18 protein-coding genes are annotated in these 14,536 nt (G+C 61.8%); all 18 read left to right on the top strand.

Features of this window, described 5'->3' with window-relative positions; translation table 11 throughout:
* Positions 1-173 precede the first annotated feature (173 nt).
* Positions 174-674, top strand: a complete 501-nt coding sequence (gene rpsE / locus VJ307_06005; protein ID HJX73693.1) for a 30S ribosomal protein S5 — start codon at positions 174-176, stop codon at positions 672-674.
* Complete coding sequence (gene rpmD, locus VJ307_06010) at positions 671-865, top strand: 50S ribosomal protein L30 (GenBank protein HJX73694.1); 195 nt, start codon at positions 671-673, stop codon at positions 863-865. Before rpsE ends, rpmD begins: the two co-directional genes overlap by 4 nt.
* Positions 862-1,311, top strand: a complete 450-nt coding sequence (rplO, locus tag VJ307_06015) for a 50S ribosomal protein L15 (GenBank protein HJX73695.1) — start codon at positions 862-864, stop codon at positions 1,309-1,311. The genes rpmD and rplO overlap by 4 nt, the downstream gene beginning before the upstream one ends.
* Entirely contained in the window at positions 1,305-2,618 is a 1,314-nt protein-coding gene (secY, locus tag VJ307_06020) for a preprotein translocase subunit SecY (protein HJX73696.1), read from the top strand. The genes rplO and secY overlap by 7 nt, the downstream gene beginning before the upstream one ends.
* A gap of 3 nt (positions 2,619-2,621) precedes the next feature.
* Positions 2,622-3,266, top strand: a complete 645-nt coding sequence (locus VJ307_06025) for an adenylate kinase (GenBank protein ID HJX73697.1) — start codon at positions 2,622-2,624, stop codon at positions 3,264-3,266.
* A 3-nt stretch (positions 3,267-3,269) separates the two neighbouring features.
* The gene (map, locus tag VJ307_06030) at positions 3,270-4,019 is read left to right on the top strand and encodes a type I methionyl aminopeptidase (protein ID HJX73698.1); all 750 of its coding nucleotides are present in this window, start codon (positions 3,270-3,272) and stop codon (positions 4,017-4,019) included.
* Between the two features lie 30 nt (positions 4,020-4,049).
* Positions 4,050-4,268 (top strand): translation initiation factor IF-1, encoded by a 219-nt coding sequence (gene infA / locus VJ307_06035; protein ID HJX73699.1) that lies wholly within the window; start codon positions 4,050-4,052, stop codon positions 4,266-4,268.
* A gap of 163 nt (positions 4,269-4,431) precedes the next feature.
* Positions 4,432-4,815, top strand: a complete 384-nt coding sequence (gene rpsM, locus VJ307_06040) for a 30S ribosomal protein S13 (GenBank protein ID HJX73700.1) — start codon at positions 4,432-4,434, stop codon at positions 4,813-4,815.
* Positions 4,816-4,864: 49 nt separating this feature from the next.
* A complete protein-coding gene (gene rpsK / locus VJ307_06045; GenBank protein HJX73701.1) occupies positions 4,865-5,254 on the top strand; it encodes a 30S ribosomal protein S11 in 390 nt (129 codons plus the stop codon).
* 33 nt (positions 5,255-5,287) lie between these two features.
* Positions 5,288-5,914: a 30S ribosomal protein S4 gene (rpsD, locus tag VJ307_06050; GenBank protein ID HJX73702.1), complete on the top strand. Its 627-nt coding sequence runs from the start codon at positions 5,288-5,290 to the stop codon at positions 5,912-5,914.
* Between the two features lie 27 nt (positions 5,915-5,941).
* Positions 5,942-6,949, top strand: coding sequence for a DNA-directed RNA polymerase subunit alpha (locus VJ307_06055; GenBank protein ID HJX73703.1), 1,008 nt, complete (start codon positions 5,942-5,944; stop codon positions 6,947-6,949).
* Positions 6,950-6,977: 28 nt separating this feature from the next.
* The gene (rplQ, locus tag VJ307_06060) at positions 6,978-7,550 is read left to right on the top strand and encodes a 50S ribosomal protein L17 (GenBank protein HJX73704.1); all 573 of its coding nucleotides are present in this window, start codon (positions 6,978-6,980) and stop codon (positions 7,548-7,550) included.
* Positions 7,551-7,720: 170 nt separating this feature from the next.
* Complete coding sequence (locus VJ307_06065) at positions 7,721-8,170, top strand: transcriptional repressor (protein ID HJX73705.1); 450 nt, start codon at positions 7,721-7,723, stop codon at positions 8,168-8,170.
* The gene (gene feoB / locus VJ307_06070) at positions 8,167-10,140 is read left to right on the top strand and encodes a ferrous iron transport protein B (GenBank protein HJX73706.1); all 1,974 of its coding nucleotides are present in this window, start codon (positions 8,167-8,169) and stop codon (positions 10,138-10,140) included. Before VJ307_06065 ends, feoB begins: the two co-directional genes overlap by 4 nt.
* Before the next feature lie 199 nt (positions 10,141-10,339).
* Entirely contained in the window at positions 10,340-10,987 is a 648-nt protein-coding gene (locus VJ307_06075; protein ID HJX73707.1) for a metal-dependent transcriptional regulator, read from the top strand.
* 61 nt (positions 10,988-11,048) lie between these two features.
* Complete coding sequence (locus tag VJ307_06080; GenBank protein ID HJX73708.1) at positions 11,049-12,215, top strand: PEGA domain-containing protein; 1,167 nt, start codon at positions 11,049-11,051, stop codon at positions 12,213-12,215.
* A 107-nt stretch (positions 12,216-12,322) separates the two neighbouring features.
* A complete protein-coding gene (locus VJ307_06085) occupies positions 12,323-13,603 on the top strand; it encodes a hypothetical protein (protein HJX73709.1) in 1,281 nt (426 codons plus the stop codon).
* 31 nt (positions 13,604-13,634) lie between these two features.
* Positions 13,635-13,961: a septum formation initiator family protein gene (locus VJ307_06090; GenBank protein ID HJX73710.1), complete on the top strand. Its 327-nt coding sequence runs from the start codon at positions 13,635-13,637 to the stop codon at positions 13,959-13,961.
* Positions 13,962-14,536: the final 575 nt, after the last annotated feature.

The following is a 14,536-nucleotide window of genomic DNA, read 5'->3' on the forward strand; positions in this document are numbered from 1 at the left end:
ACAGGCATGCCTACTGCGTTGCGCTCGGTCGGGCTCCTCGACGTAGTGTCCACTACGTCTCCGGGGCCCTCGGTCGCGCGCCTTGTATCCACGCCCGTCTCCACCGCCTCGCGACGAACCCTGGTGAGAAATGCGGGCTAAGGAAATAACCGGGAGCGGACAGGGAGGAGCGTTTGAAGAGGGTCAATCCTGACGGACTGGATCTGAAAGATCGGGTGATCCACATCAGCCGGGTCGCCAAGGTGGTCAAGGGAGGGCGAAGGTTTTCCTTCAGCGCGGTCGTTGTGGTCGGAGACGGCAACGGGCACGTCGGCTCGGGGCTGGGGAAGGCGAACGAGGTGCCCGAGGCGATCCGGAAGGCGGTTCAGAACGCAAAGAGGGATCTCCTCCGGGTGCCGGTGGTCAACGGGACGATTCCCTTCGAGGTCACCGGGAAATTCGGCGCCAGCCAGGTCATCATGCGGCCCGCGTCTCCCGGAACGGGGGTGATCGCGGGAAGCGGCGTCCGGGCGGTGATCGAGTCCTCGGGGATCACGAACATCCTGACCAAATCGCTCGGGAGCAACAATCCCCACAACCTGGTGAAGGCGGCCATGGACGGCCTCGCCCAGCTCAAGACCCCGGAACAGATCCAGGAGATGCGCGGGCAGAAGGAAAACGGGGTGCCGGCATGAGCGGCGAATTGCGCATAACCCTTGTCCGCGGACTGAGCGGACGGCCGGACTCTGTGCGGCGCGTCGTGAAGGGACTGGGGCTCACGCGGGTGAACCGCTCCGTGACCAGGAAAAATACCCCCGAAATACGGGGGATGGTGGAAAAGATCAAGTTTCTCCTCCACGTCGAGGAGGAGGGAGAATCGCGATGAAACATTCCGATTGGAAACCGGCCAAGGGGGCGAAAACCGGCAGCAAGCGTGTCGGGAGGGGAAAAGGCTCGGGCTGGGGAAGAACGGCGGGGCGCGGGGAGAAGGGGCTGCGCGCGCGGAGCGGCGGGGGAACGCCGCCCGGCTACGAAGGCGGCCAGATGCCTCTGCAGCGCAGAATCCCGAAGCGGGGGTTCCGCAACGTGTTCCGGAAGGAGTACTCCATCGTCAATGTGAAGGACCTCAACCGGTTCGACGCCGGGTCGGTCGTGGACGTCGACGCGCTGCGCGCGGCAGGGATCGTGAAAAACGTCAGGGACGGGGTCAAACTGCTCGGGCTAGGGGATGTCACGCGCGCCGTGACGGTCAAGGTCGACAAGGCGAGCAAGGAAGCCGCAAGGAAAGTCGCCGCCGCCGGCGGGATCCTGGAGGTGTCGCCCTCTTGCTGAACGCTTTCCAGAACATCACCAAGGTGCCGGAGCTGAAAAAGCGCCTCCTCGTGACCGCCATGTTCCTTACGGTCTATCGGATCGGCGTGTACATCCCGACTCCGGGAATCGACACCCAGGCTCTCACCGCCCTGTTCGCAAGCCAGTCCGGAACCCTTTTCGGGCTGATCGACATGTTTTCGGGGGGGGCGGTCAGCCGGTTCTCGATCTTCACGCTGGGGATCATGCCGTACATCAGCGCGTCGATCATCCTCCAGCTGTTGACCGTAGTCATACCGCAGCTGGAGAAGCTCTCGAAAGAGGGGGAACTCGGCCGGCGAAAGATCACCCAGTACACCCGGTACGGGACGATCGTCCTTTCGATCATCCAGGGGTTCGGGATCGCCGTGGGGATCGAGAATGTCGCCGGGATCGGGCAAGCCGGGTCCGTCGTGTACCAGCCGGGATGGTCGTTCCGTCTCATGACCGTCCTCACCCTGACGTCGGGGACGGCGTTCCTCATGTGGCTGGGGGAACAGATCACCGAAAGGGGGATCGGGAACGGAATCTCCCTCATCATCTTCGCGGGCATCGTCGCCCGGTTTCCCAGCGGCCTCGTCCGGACGTTCACGCTGATCCGCACGGGGGAAATGAGCCTCTTCGTCGGCCTGTTGATCCTCGTGGTCATGGTGGCCGTCGTCGCGATCATCATCTACTTCGAGCGGGCGCACCGGCGGATCCCCGTCCAGTACGCCAGGCGCATCGTGGGGCGGCGGGTCTACGGCGGGCAGAGCACCCATCTCCCGCTGAAAGTGAACACCGCCGGGGTCATTCCCCCGATCTTCGCTTCCTCGATCCTGCTCTTTCCGGCCACGCTGGCGAACTTCATCAAGCACCCGGTGACGCAGAAGATATCCCAGGCGCTCACCCCCGGGAACCTTGCGTACGAGACCCTGTATGTGGCGTTCATCATCTTCTTCTGTTATTTCTACACGGCGGTGACCTTCAACCCGGTCGACGTCGCGGACAACATGAAGAAATACGGCGGCTTCGTCCCCGGAATCCGCCCCGGGAAAAAGACCGCGGAGTACATCGACCGCATCCTGACGCGAATCACCCTGGGCGGCGCGCTGTATGTCTCGGCCATCTGCGTTCTGCCCAGCATTCTCATCAGTCGATTCAACGTCCCGTTCTATTTCGGGGGAACCGGGCTCCTCATCGTGGTCGGCGTGGCCATGGACACGATCCAGCAGATCGAATCGCACCTGATCACCCGCCATTACGAGGGGTTCCTCAAGAAGGGACAAATGAAGGGGAGGAGGGGATAGCCAATGAAGGGGATCATCCTGTTGGGAGCGCCCGGGTCCGGGAAGGGAACGCAGGCGAAGAAGCTCTCCGCGTCCTATTCCATTCCCCAGGTCTCGACGGGGGACATGCTCCGCGAGGCCGTGAAAAACGGCACCGAGATGGGACGAAAGGCGAAGGCGTACATGGACCAGGGCGGCCTGGTTCCCGATGAGGTCGTCATCGGAATCGTCAAGGACCGGCTCCGGGAAAAGGATTGCGAAAAGGGGTTCATCCTGGACGGGTTTCCCCGGACGATCCCCCAGGCGCAGGCGCTCGACCGCGTCGTGAAGGAACTGGGCAAGGAGATCACGAGCGTCCTCTCTCTCGAGGTGGACGAGGGCGAGATCATGGAGCGTCTCTGCGGGAGGCGGACCTGCTCCGGATGCGGGGCCATGTACCATGTCCGGTTCAACCCTCCGAAAGCGGAAGGAAAATGCGACAAGTGCGGGGGATCTCTCTCCCAGCGGGAGGACGACAAGGAGGAGACGATCCGGACCCGGCTGGTGAACTACAAGAAGTCCACGGAGCCCCTGATCGAGTACTACCGCGGGACCGGGAAGATCCGGACCGTCAGGGCTTCGGGAGAAATCGACGCGATCTTTCAAAACATTTTGAAGATATTGCAATAAGCGATGATCATCATCAAATCGCCTCAGGAGATCGAGGCGATGCGCCGTGCAGGCGCCATTGCCGGTCGGTTCTTTGAAGAAGTGAAGAGGCACGTGAGGTCGGGAGTCGCGACGCTTCATCTCGAGGAGATCGCGGAGGAATTCGTAGCGAAACACGGGGTGAAGGGGGCGTTCAAGGGATACCTCGGGTACCCCGCCAACCTTTGCACCTCCATCAACGAGGAGGTGGTCCACGGGATTCCGTCCGGGACCCGGGTGCTTCGCGATGGGGACATCGTGAGCATCGATTTCGGGGTGGTGCTGGACGGGTTTTACGGGGATGCGGCCCGGACCTTCGCCGTCGGGGAGATTTCGATCGGGTCCGAAAAGCTTCTCTCGACGACCGAACGGGCGCTCGAAAAGGCCATCGCGGTCTCCCTGCCGGGAAACCGGCTGGGGGATATCTCGAGTGCCGTCCAGGAGGAGGCGGAAGGCGCGGGGTTCTCCGTCGTTCGGGATTTCGTCGGTCACGGGATCGGAAGAGCCCTCCACGAGGAACCGCAGGTCCCCAATTTCGGTACTCCGGGGACCGGCCCGAAACTCATGCCGGGAATGGTCCTGGCCATCGAGCCCATGGTCAACGAGGGGGGATTCCCGGTCGAGGTTCTTCCGGACGGGTGGACGGTGGTGACGAGGGATCGGAAGAGGTCAGCGCACTTTGAACACATGGTGGCCATCACGGAGGAAGGGAGCCGGATCCTGAGTCTCCCCTGACGTGGAGAGGGAAACGGAGAAAAGGAGAACATGCCGAAGGAAGAAGCGATCGAGGTCGAGGGGACGGTCATCGAGCCACTCCCCAACGCCATGTTTCGGGTGGAGCTGGACAACAAGATGAAAGTGCTCGCCCACATATCGGGAAAGATGCGGATGCATTTCATCAAGATCTTGCCGGGCGACCGCGTCACGGTGCAGCTGACGCCGTACGACCTGACGCGGGGCCGGATCGTATACAGAACGAAGTAGGAGAGGGACGCGATGAAAGTCAGGCCGTCGGTCAGGAAGGTATGCGCGAAATGCAAGGTGATACGCCGGAAAGGCGTCGTTCGCGTCATTTGCGAAAACCCGAAACACAAGCAGCGACAGGGGTAAAACGGGATCGACCCGGGAGGGTCGGGAGGAGGCACGTTTGGCACGGATAGCCGGAGTCGACATTCCGAAGACCAAGAAGATCGGGACGGCGCTAACCTATATCTACGGGATCGGTGCGACGGCGGCCCTGAGGATTCTGACGGAGGCGCGGGTATCCCCCGACACGAGGACGAATACCCTGACGGAGGACCAGATCGCGCGCATCCGGGACGTCATCGACGCCCATTACCACGTGGAAGGGGACCTGCGCAAGGAAGTCTCGATGAACATCAAGCGCTTGATGGATCTCGGGTCGTACCGGGGACTGCGGCACCGCAAGGGGCTGCCGGCGAGGGGGCAGCGCACCCACACCAACGCCCGGACAAGGAAAGGACCCCGCAAGGGCGCGGTGGCAAGAAAGAAGGAACCGGCGAAAAAATAGAGGGGACGGGATATCCCCCACCCGCGGGATGCGGGAATTCGGAGGCACGATGGCAACGCCGAGGAAAAAAGGAAAGAAGAAAGTACGCAAGAACGTCCCCGTGGGCGTGGCCCACATCAAGGCGACGTTCAACAACACGATCATCACGATCACCGATCTGGACGGCAACGCCCTGGCCTGGTGCAGTTCCGGGTCCAAAGGGTTCAAGGGATCCAGGAAGAGCACCCCATTCGCGGCGACCGTCGCCGCGGAGGAAGTCGCGAAAAAGGCGATGGAGTACGGGGTCAATTCCCTGACGGTCTACATCAAGGGTCCCGGCTCGGGAAGGGAGGCGGCCTTGCGGACCTTGCAGGCCGCAGGCCTCAAGATCAACTACATCCGCGATGTCACCCCCATTCCGCACAACGGCTGCCGTCCCCCGAAACGGCGAAGGGTGTGAAAGAAGCAAACCGGGATCACAGGAGGAATTTCTTTGGCCAGGTATCGTGAAGCAGTTTGCCGTCTTTGCCGACGCGAAGGAATGGAGTTGTACCTGAAGGGGGACCGTTGCTTTACCGACAAATGCGCCTTCAAGCGCAGAGGATATCCTCCCGGGCAGCACGGGCAGCGCCGTCCCAAGCATAGCGACTACGGGGTCCAGCTCCGGGAGAAGCAGAAGGCGAGGCGAATCTACGGCCTTCTGGAGAAGCAGTTCCACAACTACTTCGAGAAGGCGGACCGGATGAAAGGGAAGACCGGCGACAACCTCCTGATCCTTCTCGAGAGGCGCCTGGACAACGTGGTGTACAAACTCGGGTTTGCCGTGACGCGCCGCGAGAGCCGGCAGCTGGTCCGGCACGGCCACTTTCTCGTGGAGGGACGAAGGGTCGACATTCCCTCGTACAGCGTCCGTTCCGGCGAGGTGGTCGAAATGCGGGAGCGAAGCAGGAAGAACCTGTCCGTCAACGAGGCCCTGGACGCCGTGGTACGGAAGGGCATTCCGGCCTGGCTGGAACTGGACCGGGAAAAATTTCGCGGCAGCGTCAAGATGCTCCCCTCACGGGCGGATATCACCGAGCCGATCCAGGAACAGCTGATCGTAGAACTTTATTCGAAGTAGACTTTCCCTACAGGAGAAGGGGGTAGCATGTTCCAGCGAAATTGGAAACAACTGATCCGGCCGCGCCGCATCGACGTGGCCACGGACACGGCAACGGGGTATTACGGGAAATTCATCGCAGAGCCTCTCGAAAGAGGGTTCGGGACCACGCTCGGAAACGCTCTCCGCAGGGTTCTTCTCTCCTCGCTCCAGGGGACCGCGATCACATCGGTCCGGGTCGAGAACGTGCAGCACGAATATTCCACGATGGTCGGCGTCGTCGAGGATGTCACCGACATTGTTCTGAATCTCAAGGAAATCCGGCTGAGGATGCACTCGCCCGAGCCGCGGGTCATTACCCTTTCGGCAAAAGGACCAAAACGCGTAAACGCCTCCCACATCCAGGCCGACCCGATGGTGGAGATCCTGAACAGGGAGCACCACATCGCGGAGTTGTCCGAGAATGCCTCCCTGAAGATGGAAATGACCGTTCGCATGGGAAAGGGATACGTTCCCGCAGAAAGGAATCTCGAGGAGGGGGCCCCGATCGGAACGATCCCGATCGACGCCATCTTCTCCCCCGTGAAGAGGGTGAATTTCACGGTCACGAACGCCCGGGTCGGGCAGCAGACCGATTACGACCGCCTGATCCTGGAAGTATGGACCGACGGGGCCATCCTTCCCGCGGACGCCGTCGCGTACGCGGCGAAGATCCTGAAGGACCAGCTGACCGTGTTCATCAATTTCGACGAGGAAGTGGAAATGCCCGAGGAAGTTGCGATTCTCGAGGAGGGGGCCGTCAACGAGAACCTGTACAAGCCGGTCGAGGAGCTCGAACTTTCGGTCCGGGCGTATAACTGCCTGAAAAACGCCGATATCAAGTACATCGGCGAACTGGTGCAGAGATCCGAACAGGAGATGCTCAAGACGAAAAACTTCGGGAAGAAGAGCCTGAACGAAATCAAGGATGTCCTGCACGAGATGGGTCTTTCCCTCGGGATGAAAGTGGAAGGGTTCACGCCGGAGAGGTACGCGCCCCCCCGGGAAGAAGACTGACGAAAATGACGAACCGCGAGGACGAATCATGCGACACGCCATAGCCCACAGGAAACTCGGGCGGAACCCCGGCCATCGGAAAGCCTTGTTGCGCAACATGATGAATGCGCTCGTGCGGTCGGAACGGATCGAGACGACGGTTGCCAAGGCGAAGGAGGTACGCAGGCTGGCGGATCGCCTGATCACGCTCGGGAAAAAGGACACCACGCACGCGAGAAGGCGGACGTTTTCCCTGCTCAGCGACAAGGAGAACACGGAGAAGATCTTCTCCGGCCTCGCGGCACGATTCGCGGGACGCGAAGGAGGATACACCCGGATCGTGAGGACGGGGTATCGGGCAGGCGACGGTTCCGAACTGGCGATCCTCGAGTATCTCCCCGCGGAGGAGAAGAAGGCGAAGACGAAAAAAGGGAAGACAAAGAAAGCGGCGGCGGCGAAGGCGAAACCGGCGGAAGAATCGGCCAAAAAAAGAAAGCCGGTTCGCACGACGGGAAAGGCGGCCGGAAAGAACCCCCCGACCCTCCGGGGCAAGAAGGCAGGGGACGAAGGGGAGAAGAAGAAAACGACGAAAAGGAAAAAGGCGAAGGAAGGGTCCGGATAACGGAACCATCCTCCGATCGCCGGGGAGCGGAAAGAATCGGGAAGCGGCCCTTCAGGGGCCGCTTTTTTTTCCTCCGGGGGTTCGGGAGGAAGAATCCGCTTGACGGGTCGGGGAGTCCCCTATAACATGATAATGAATTGCAAATTCATTTTGGAGCATTTCCCCTCCCTTTGGAAACCCTTCTGCAGCGCATAAACTCCGAAATCGCGGCGATCGGAGGGAAACGAAGCAAAAGCCGGGCACGGGTGATCGAGGTCTTCTTCCGGACGGGAACGCATGTGACCGTGGAAGAGCTCACCCATGCCGTCCGGAAGCGGAACCGTTCCGTCGGATCCGCGACCGTCTACCGCACGGTGAAACTTCTCGCAAGACTCGGCTATGCGAAAGAGCTCGATTTCGGGGACGGGCTCAAGAGGTACGAGAGCAATCTCGTGGCGCACCATGACCACCTGGTATGCCAGGAATGCGGAGTGGTCTCCGAGTTCAAGGAACCGCGGATCGAAACCCTTCAGGAACAGGTGGCGAAAGAACACGGTTTCCTGCCCACGATGCACAGACTGGACATCTACGGATATTGCCGCCAATGCGCGCCGGGGAATGGAAGAACGGGGGGCCGATGAGAAAATCGCTTGTTGTTCCCCCTAAGGTTGCGGGAAAAGTCATCCTGGTCGGGAACCCCAACGTGGGGAAAAGCGTGATCTTCGGGCACCTGACGGGCAGGTACGTAACCGTTTCCAACTATCCGGGGACCACGGTCGAGGTGTCGAGGGGGAAGACCCGGGAACGCGGAAAGTCCCTGGAGGTCATCGATACCCCCGGGGTGTATTCGCTGTTGCCCATGTCCGAGGACGAGCGGGTGACAAGGGACATCCTGATGAGGGAACCCGGGGCCGTCGTCCTGCAGGTGTGCGACGCCAAGAACATGCGCCGGTCCCTTTTGATCACGATCCAGCTCGCGGAGATGGGGGTCCCCCTCGTGATCGACGTGAACATGGCGGACGAGGCGCGCAATCGAGGGGTCATGCCGAAACTGGAGGGACTGGAAGGAAGATTCGGCGTGCCGGCCGTGCCCACCGTCGCCGTCCGGAAGAAGGGGGTCGACCGGATCAAGCCGCTTCTGGAGAACGCTTCCCCTTCCTCCTTCCGTCTCGATTACGGGGGATCGAACGAGCGCGCCATCTCCCGGATCGAGCTCCTCCTGCCGGATGCGACACCGGTCGGCAAACGCTCCCTCGCCATCATGCTTCTTTGCGGGGACGACTCCCTGGCGCCGTGGCTCGCGGAAAATGTTTCCGCGGAAGAAATCCGGGAAATGAACGCCGTGCGGAACCGCCTTGTGGAGGAAACCGGGGAGGACATCTCCTACCGGATCAACCAGGCCCGTCTCGCCTGGATCGATTCTTTCCTCTCCGAACTGGGGGAGGAACCGGGCGCGAGGCAGGGAAGGGACTGGGCGCACATGTTCGGGACATACTCCATGCACCCCCTTTTCGGCATTCCGATCCTTTTCCTCGTCCTGGTTCTGGCGTACGAGTTCGTCGGAGTCTTCGGGGCGGGCTTCCTCGTAGACCTTTTGGAAGGGGGCCTGTTCGGGAAATGGGTCGTGCCCGCGACCGCCTGGGCGGTGGAGAGGACGATCCCCTGGGCGATTCTCCGGGACTTGCTCGTGGGACCCTACGGGATCATCTCCATGGCGCTCTCCTACGCGATCGCCATCGTTCTGCCGATCGTGGGGACATTCTTCCTCGGGTTCGGGATCCTGGAAGACTCCGGCTACCTGCCCCGCCTCGCGGTCATGGTGGACCGGATCTTCAAAAAGATCGGCTGCAACGGCAAGGCGGTCCTCCCCATGATCCTGGGGCTCGGCTGCGACACGATGGCCACGCTTACGACCCGGATCCTGGAGACCCGGAAGGAACGACTGATCGTGACCCTTCTTCTCGCTCTCGGCATCCCGTGCTCCGCCCAGCTCGGAGTCATTCTCGGGATGCTCTCGGACATCGGGCCCGTCGCGACCGTGACGTGGGTGGGGATCATCGTGGGGGTGATCCTCGCGGTGGGATATCTGGCCTCCAAGGTCATCCCGGGGGAGTCCTCCGATTTCATCCTCGAGATTCCTCCGATCCGGATGCCGCAGATGGGAAACCTCGCGATCAAGACGATGGCCCGCATCGAGTGGTACCTCCGGGAGGCCGTACCCCTCTTTGTGATCGGGACCTTCATCCTATTCGTCGCGGACCGCCTGGGGTGGCTCCTGTGGATGCAGAAGGTTGCGGAGCCGATCGTCGTCGGGATGCTGGACCTGCCTCCCAAGACCACCGAGGCGTTCCTGATCGGATTTTTACGGAGGGATTACGGAGCGGCGGGGCTTTTCGACATGGCGCGCGCTGGGCTTCTGACCCATCTCCAGGTGGTCGTGAGCCTCGTCACGATCACTCTCTTCATCCCCTGCCTCGCGAATTTTCTCGTCATCATCAAGGAACAGGGATCGAAGGTGGCGGCGGGGATGGCCCTGTTCATCTTCCCGTTTGCCGTGCTGGTCGGCGCAGCGGTCAATTTCGCCTCCCGGTTCCTGGGCATCCGGTTTTAGGGGGGGGAGATTTCTTGAAAATCCGTTGCCCTCTTTGCCAATATGAGATAGACACGGAAGAGCGCGGGTGCCGTACCGGGTGCCCCCTGGGGAAAGGCTGCTCCCTCGTGTGCTGCCCCCGATGCCATTACTCGTTCCCCGTGCCCGAGTCGAAGGTGGTGAATTTCGTTCGATCCCTGCTTGCGAAAGGATCCCGAAGATGACCGAATACGCGCAGGACGAAATCCTCGAACTCGTGTGGACCCTCCGCGAGGAAGGGAGGGCGACCCGGTCCCAGCTCCTCCGGAGGACGGAAGAGGACCAGCCGGAGAAGCTCATCGAGGACCTCGCCGCCGCGGGCCTGGTGGAAGCGTCGGGCGACGACGTCAGACTCACCAAGCCGGGGGAAGAGCGGGCGCGGGTGATCATACGGAGGCACCGCCTGGCGGAGGTGCTGCTCAACAACCTGTTCGACCTCGACAACAGCCAGGTCGAGAGCAGCGCCTGCAAGTTCGAACACATCCTCACGAAAGCCGTGACGGAAAGCGTCTGCACCTTCCTGGGGCACCCGCCCGTGTGCCCCCACGGAAGGCCGATCCCCCGGGGGGAATGCTGCGACAAGATCCGCACCGAGATCAAGCCGCTCGTGACCCGGTTGTCGGACGCGATCCTGAGCGAGGAAGTCCGAATCGTGTTCATCACCCCGAAGTCCCGGAAACGTCTCGATAAACTGAGCTCTCTCGGGATCGTCCCCGGCAGCCGGATCCGCCTCCTCCAGAAGAATCCCTCCTTCGTGCTGGAAATCGGGGAGACGACCGTTGCCGTCGACAAGGACATCACCGATGAAATTTACGTCAAGCGCACGTAGGCCGATTGCCCTCTTCCTGTCCCTGATTTTTTTCGCAAGCGCAGGAGGTGTGCCTCCGGCGATGGGGGAATCGACCGCCGAGCCCTGTATTCTGCTCAAGGTTTCCGTGGCCTCGATCCCTCAAGACGTTGCAAAAACGGAACTGGGCGCGGTGCAACTCATTTTGGAGAAGGAGTTGCGCGTACGGTGGCTGCCGCCGGGACCTCCCGGGGGCGGCGTGACCGTATCGGCGGACGCGTTTCCGGTTGCCGACGGCAAGGCCCTCGAGAGGATCGCGGCGAAGCTTGCCGAAGCGGCTCGCCTCATGGACAGGATGGAGACGAAGGAGGCGGCCGAACAGCTTGCCGATGCGGAAATTTTAGCCCGCTCTTTCCGGTTCGGAGAAACCACGAGACCGTATCTCGCGGAGGTGTTCCTCCGAAGGGGACTCCTCTCCCTGTGGGAGGGGAATGCGGGAAAAGCCGAAGAGATGCTGGCGCGATCCCGGGTTCTCCGCCCCGAATTCGATCCGGACCCTGCGATCTTTTCCCCCCTGTTCCTCGAAGCCTGGAGCCGGTCCGGGAAGCGTGTCCCCCCGCAGGCCGAACTCCTCGTGACCTCCCTCCCCTCGGGGGCGAGGATCGTTCTTGACGGCAAGGAGGCGGGGAGGACGCCGGGCCGCGTCCCTGTCGCCGCATGGGGTCCCGTTTCGATCGCGGTGTTCGCGGAAGGGTACCAGCCGGGCGAACGAACGGGACAGTGGCTTCCGGGCGATTCCGAGGCTCTGGAATTTTCCCTCGTCCCCGACGGGAATGCCGTCCTGGCGGAACTCCTCGCCTCTTCCCCCGACGGAAAAGAGGCGGGCCCCCTGCTTTCCCGAATGATGGCGGAATCGGGGGCGAGAAGAGTTGCCCTCCTCCTGCTCGAGGAGGGGAGGGGAGGGCTCGTTTTGCGCGTCCTCTCTCTGGCACAGGGAGAGGAGGTTCCGAAAACGCTGGGGACGGTTGCGTGGGGCGAAGGAGATCAGGGATACGTGCCGGTCGCGGCATCCGCGACGGAATTGCTTGCGGGGGCAGGCTGGCCGGTACGGGGGGAATCGGACACGGCGGGGTCTTCCTGGTACCGGAAATGGTGGATCTGGACGCTGCTGGGAGTGGCTGTCGCGGGGGTTGCGGCCGCCGGCAGCGGGGGAGGCGGAGGAGGCGGTACCTCGTCCGGCTCGACGGGAACGATCGGGGTGGATTTCTAGTGCAGCGCCCCGTGCGCGGAATGGCCGCCTGTCCCGGGCGATCCCGGCGGCGGATCGGTGCGGCAGACCATTTGCGGGACGCTGCACTGGATGGGAGGGCCGCGCCGGTGAAACCGCTGCCCGACGGGGCGACGATCGGAGTCATCGGCGCCGGTCCGGCAGGCACTTTCTTCGCGCTTCATTTTCTCAAACTTCTCCGGGAATCGGGACGAACCGCCAGGATCATTCTGTTCGACCGGAAAACGTTCGAATCCTCGGGACCATCGGGCTGCAACATGTGCGCTGGTGCGATCGGCGGCGAGATGGTGAAAAAGATCGAACGTCTCGGGTTGACTTTGGATGAACGGGTCGTCCGGCGGATTGCCGACGGGTACGAGATTCACGGAAGGGACATATCGGTGAACATTTTGAACCCGGAGCGCGGGGAAATCTACACCGTTTTCCGGGGCGCAGGACCGGTCGTTTCCCCGGAGGGTCGGAAAAGCTTCGACCAGTACCTGCTCGACTCGGCGGTTGCCTGGGGAGCGGAGTTCGTCCACGAACGCGTGGAGAGTTTCGACCGGACCGCCCGGGGATTCCGGCTGGGGACGGACGCAGGGCAAACCCGGGAGTTCGATTTTCTGGTCGGGGCTTTTGGGGTAAACACCGCGTTCACGAGGAAGCTCGCTTCGGGATACGATCCCCCGCGCACGTGGCACACCGTCCAGGCCGAATTGCCGGCGGACAACGAGTTCATCGTGGAGAGGCTCAAGAACCGGATCCATATCCTTCCCGCCCGGGGCAGGGCGATCCGTTTCCTCGCGATTACGCCGAAGGACAACTTCCTCACGCTGACGGGAATCGGCGAGCACGTCCGGATCGCGGATCTCGAGCGGGAACGAACGGAAAATCCGGTTTTTTCCGGATTGCTTCCCCCAGGCTCGAAGGTCCTTTGCCATTGCCACCCGAAAGTCCCGGTCGGGTTCGCCCGAAAACCCTTTTCGGACCGGGTTGCGATCGTGGGAGATGCGTTCATTTCGCGATATCTGAAAAACGGGATCGAGTCCTCCTACGACACCTCCCGAATTCTCGCGGAGGCGATCCTTCGATTCGGCATATCGGAAAAGAACCTCAGGGATCATTTCTATCGACCGTGCATCCGGCAATTCCGCTATGATAATTTCTGGGGCAGGGTTCTCTTCGGCATCTATGAGGGGGTTCTCCGGAAGGGACGGCTTTCGGACGCCTACCTCAAGTGCGTGTCCGGTGATGCGGCGGGGGGGAAGGGGTCGCAGGCGCATATCCTCTGGTCGGTGTTTGCCGGGGATGCGCCGTACCGGGCCATCGCGAGGGAAGCGTTTACGCCCCGGTCCGTAATCGAACTTTCCAAAGGGATCCTTTTCGGGTGACGTAGGAATGTTCCAAGAGCAAAAACCCTGGTTGAAGAAGCGATGGCCGGCACTGGTCATCGGGGGAATTGCCCTCCTGGCTCTCCTGTTTTCCCTTCTGGGAGAGGTGGGGGTCGTCAGCACCCTCAACCTCTACGCCAAGCAGAAGCAACTTGCGGTCGAGAACAACAGGCTGCGCGAGGAGAACGAGCAGCTCCGTCAGGAGGTGGAGAAACTACGGTCGAATGCCTCGTACATCGAGGAGATCGCACGCCGTGAGCTCGGGCTCCTGGGGAAGAAGGAGATCGTAATCCCCCTGGACCGGAAAGAGGATGCCCCTTCCCTTCCCGCTCCCCGCAGCAAAAAGAGCCCCCCTTAGCGCAGTGTCTGGCAAATAGGCTGACGCACCGATCCGCCGCCGGGATAGCCCGGGACAGACGGCCATTCCGCGCACGGGCTCGCGGGGGGCTTCCTCTCCGCTACGCTCGCGACCTTGCGCCCGCTCGCTGCCGATTCCGCTCGACGCAATATTTGCCTCGCTCCATAGGCCGCTGCGAGGAACCCCCCGCTACGCCCTGTGCGCGCAGACGGTCTCGGTATCCTTGTATTTACAAGACGCTGCCCTAACGACATCCCGCCCGCTTCCGCGCTTTTCCTTTCCCGGCTTTCCCGCTCCTATCGTCACCGTACCCCGGGAAGAGGGAGATCTTGCCGGGGGATCCGTATATTCGTGGCTGTTTATTGACAGGCGTTTCTTCTTATGATAAGCAAGTGGCAAACCTGACACCTTGGGGAGGTTTCACCCATGAAGCGCACCGGGAAGGTGAAGTGGTTCAACGAGACGAAGGGGTACGGGTTTATCGAGCAAGACGGAGATAAGGACGTATTCGTGCACTACACGGCGATCCGGATGGACGGGTACCGGACGCTCAAGGAGGGGCAATCGGTCGTTTA

The sequence above is a fragment of the Candidatus Deferrimicrobiaceae bacterium genome (genome assembly GCA_035256765.1).
In the GTDB taxonomy this organism is placed as follows: domain Bacteria; phylum Desulfobacterota; class Deferrimicrobia; order Deferrimicrobiales; family Deferrimicrobiaceae; genus CSP1-8.

Bases quoted from the DNA above. Each gene is read 5' to 3' on its own strand.
- infA (HJX73699.1), top strand. From the start codon at position 4,050: ATGCCGAAGGAAGAAGCGATCGAGGTCGAGGGGACGGTCATCGAGCCA.
- rplO (HJX73695.1), top strand. From the start codon at position 862: ATGAAACATTCCGATTGGAAACCGGCCAAGGGGGCGAAAACCGGCAGC.
- map (HJX73698.1), top strand. From the start codon at position 3,270: ATGATCATCATCAAATCGCCTCAGGAGATCGAGGCGATGCGCCGTGCA.
- VJ307_06075 (HJX73707.1), top strand. From the start codon at position 10,340: ATGACCGAATACGCGCAGGACGAAATCCTCGAACTCGTGTGGACCCTC.
- VJ307_06025 (HJX73697.1), top strand. From the start codon at position 2,622: ATGAAGGGGATCATCCTGTTGGGAGCGCCCGGGTCCGGGAAGGGAACG.
- rplQ (HJX73704.1), top strand. From the start codon at position 6,978: ATGCGACACGCCATAGCCCACAGGAAACTCGGGCGGAACCCCGGCCAT.
- VJ307_06080 (HJX73708.1), top strand. From the start codon at position 11,049: ATGGGGGAATCGACCGCCGAGCCCTGTATTCTGCTCAAGGTTTCCGTG.
- feoB (HJX73706.1), top strand. From the start codon at position 8,167: ATGAGAAAATCGCTTGTTGTTCCCCCTAAGGTTGCGGGAAAAGTCATC.
- VJ307_06055 (HJX73703.1), top strand. From the start codon at position 5,942: ATGTTCCAGCGAAATTGGAAACAACTGATCCGGCCGCGCCGCATCGAC.
- rpmD (HJX73694.1), top strand. From the start codon at position 671: ATGAGCGGCGAATTGCGCATAACCCTTGTCCGCGGACTGAGCGGACGG.
- rpsK (HJX73701.1), top strand. From the start codon at position 4,865: ATGGCAACGCCGAGGAAAAAAGGAAAGAAGAAAGTACGCAAGAACGTC.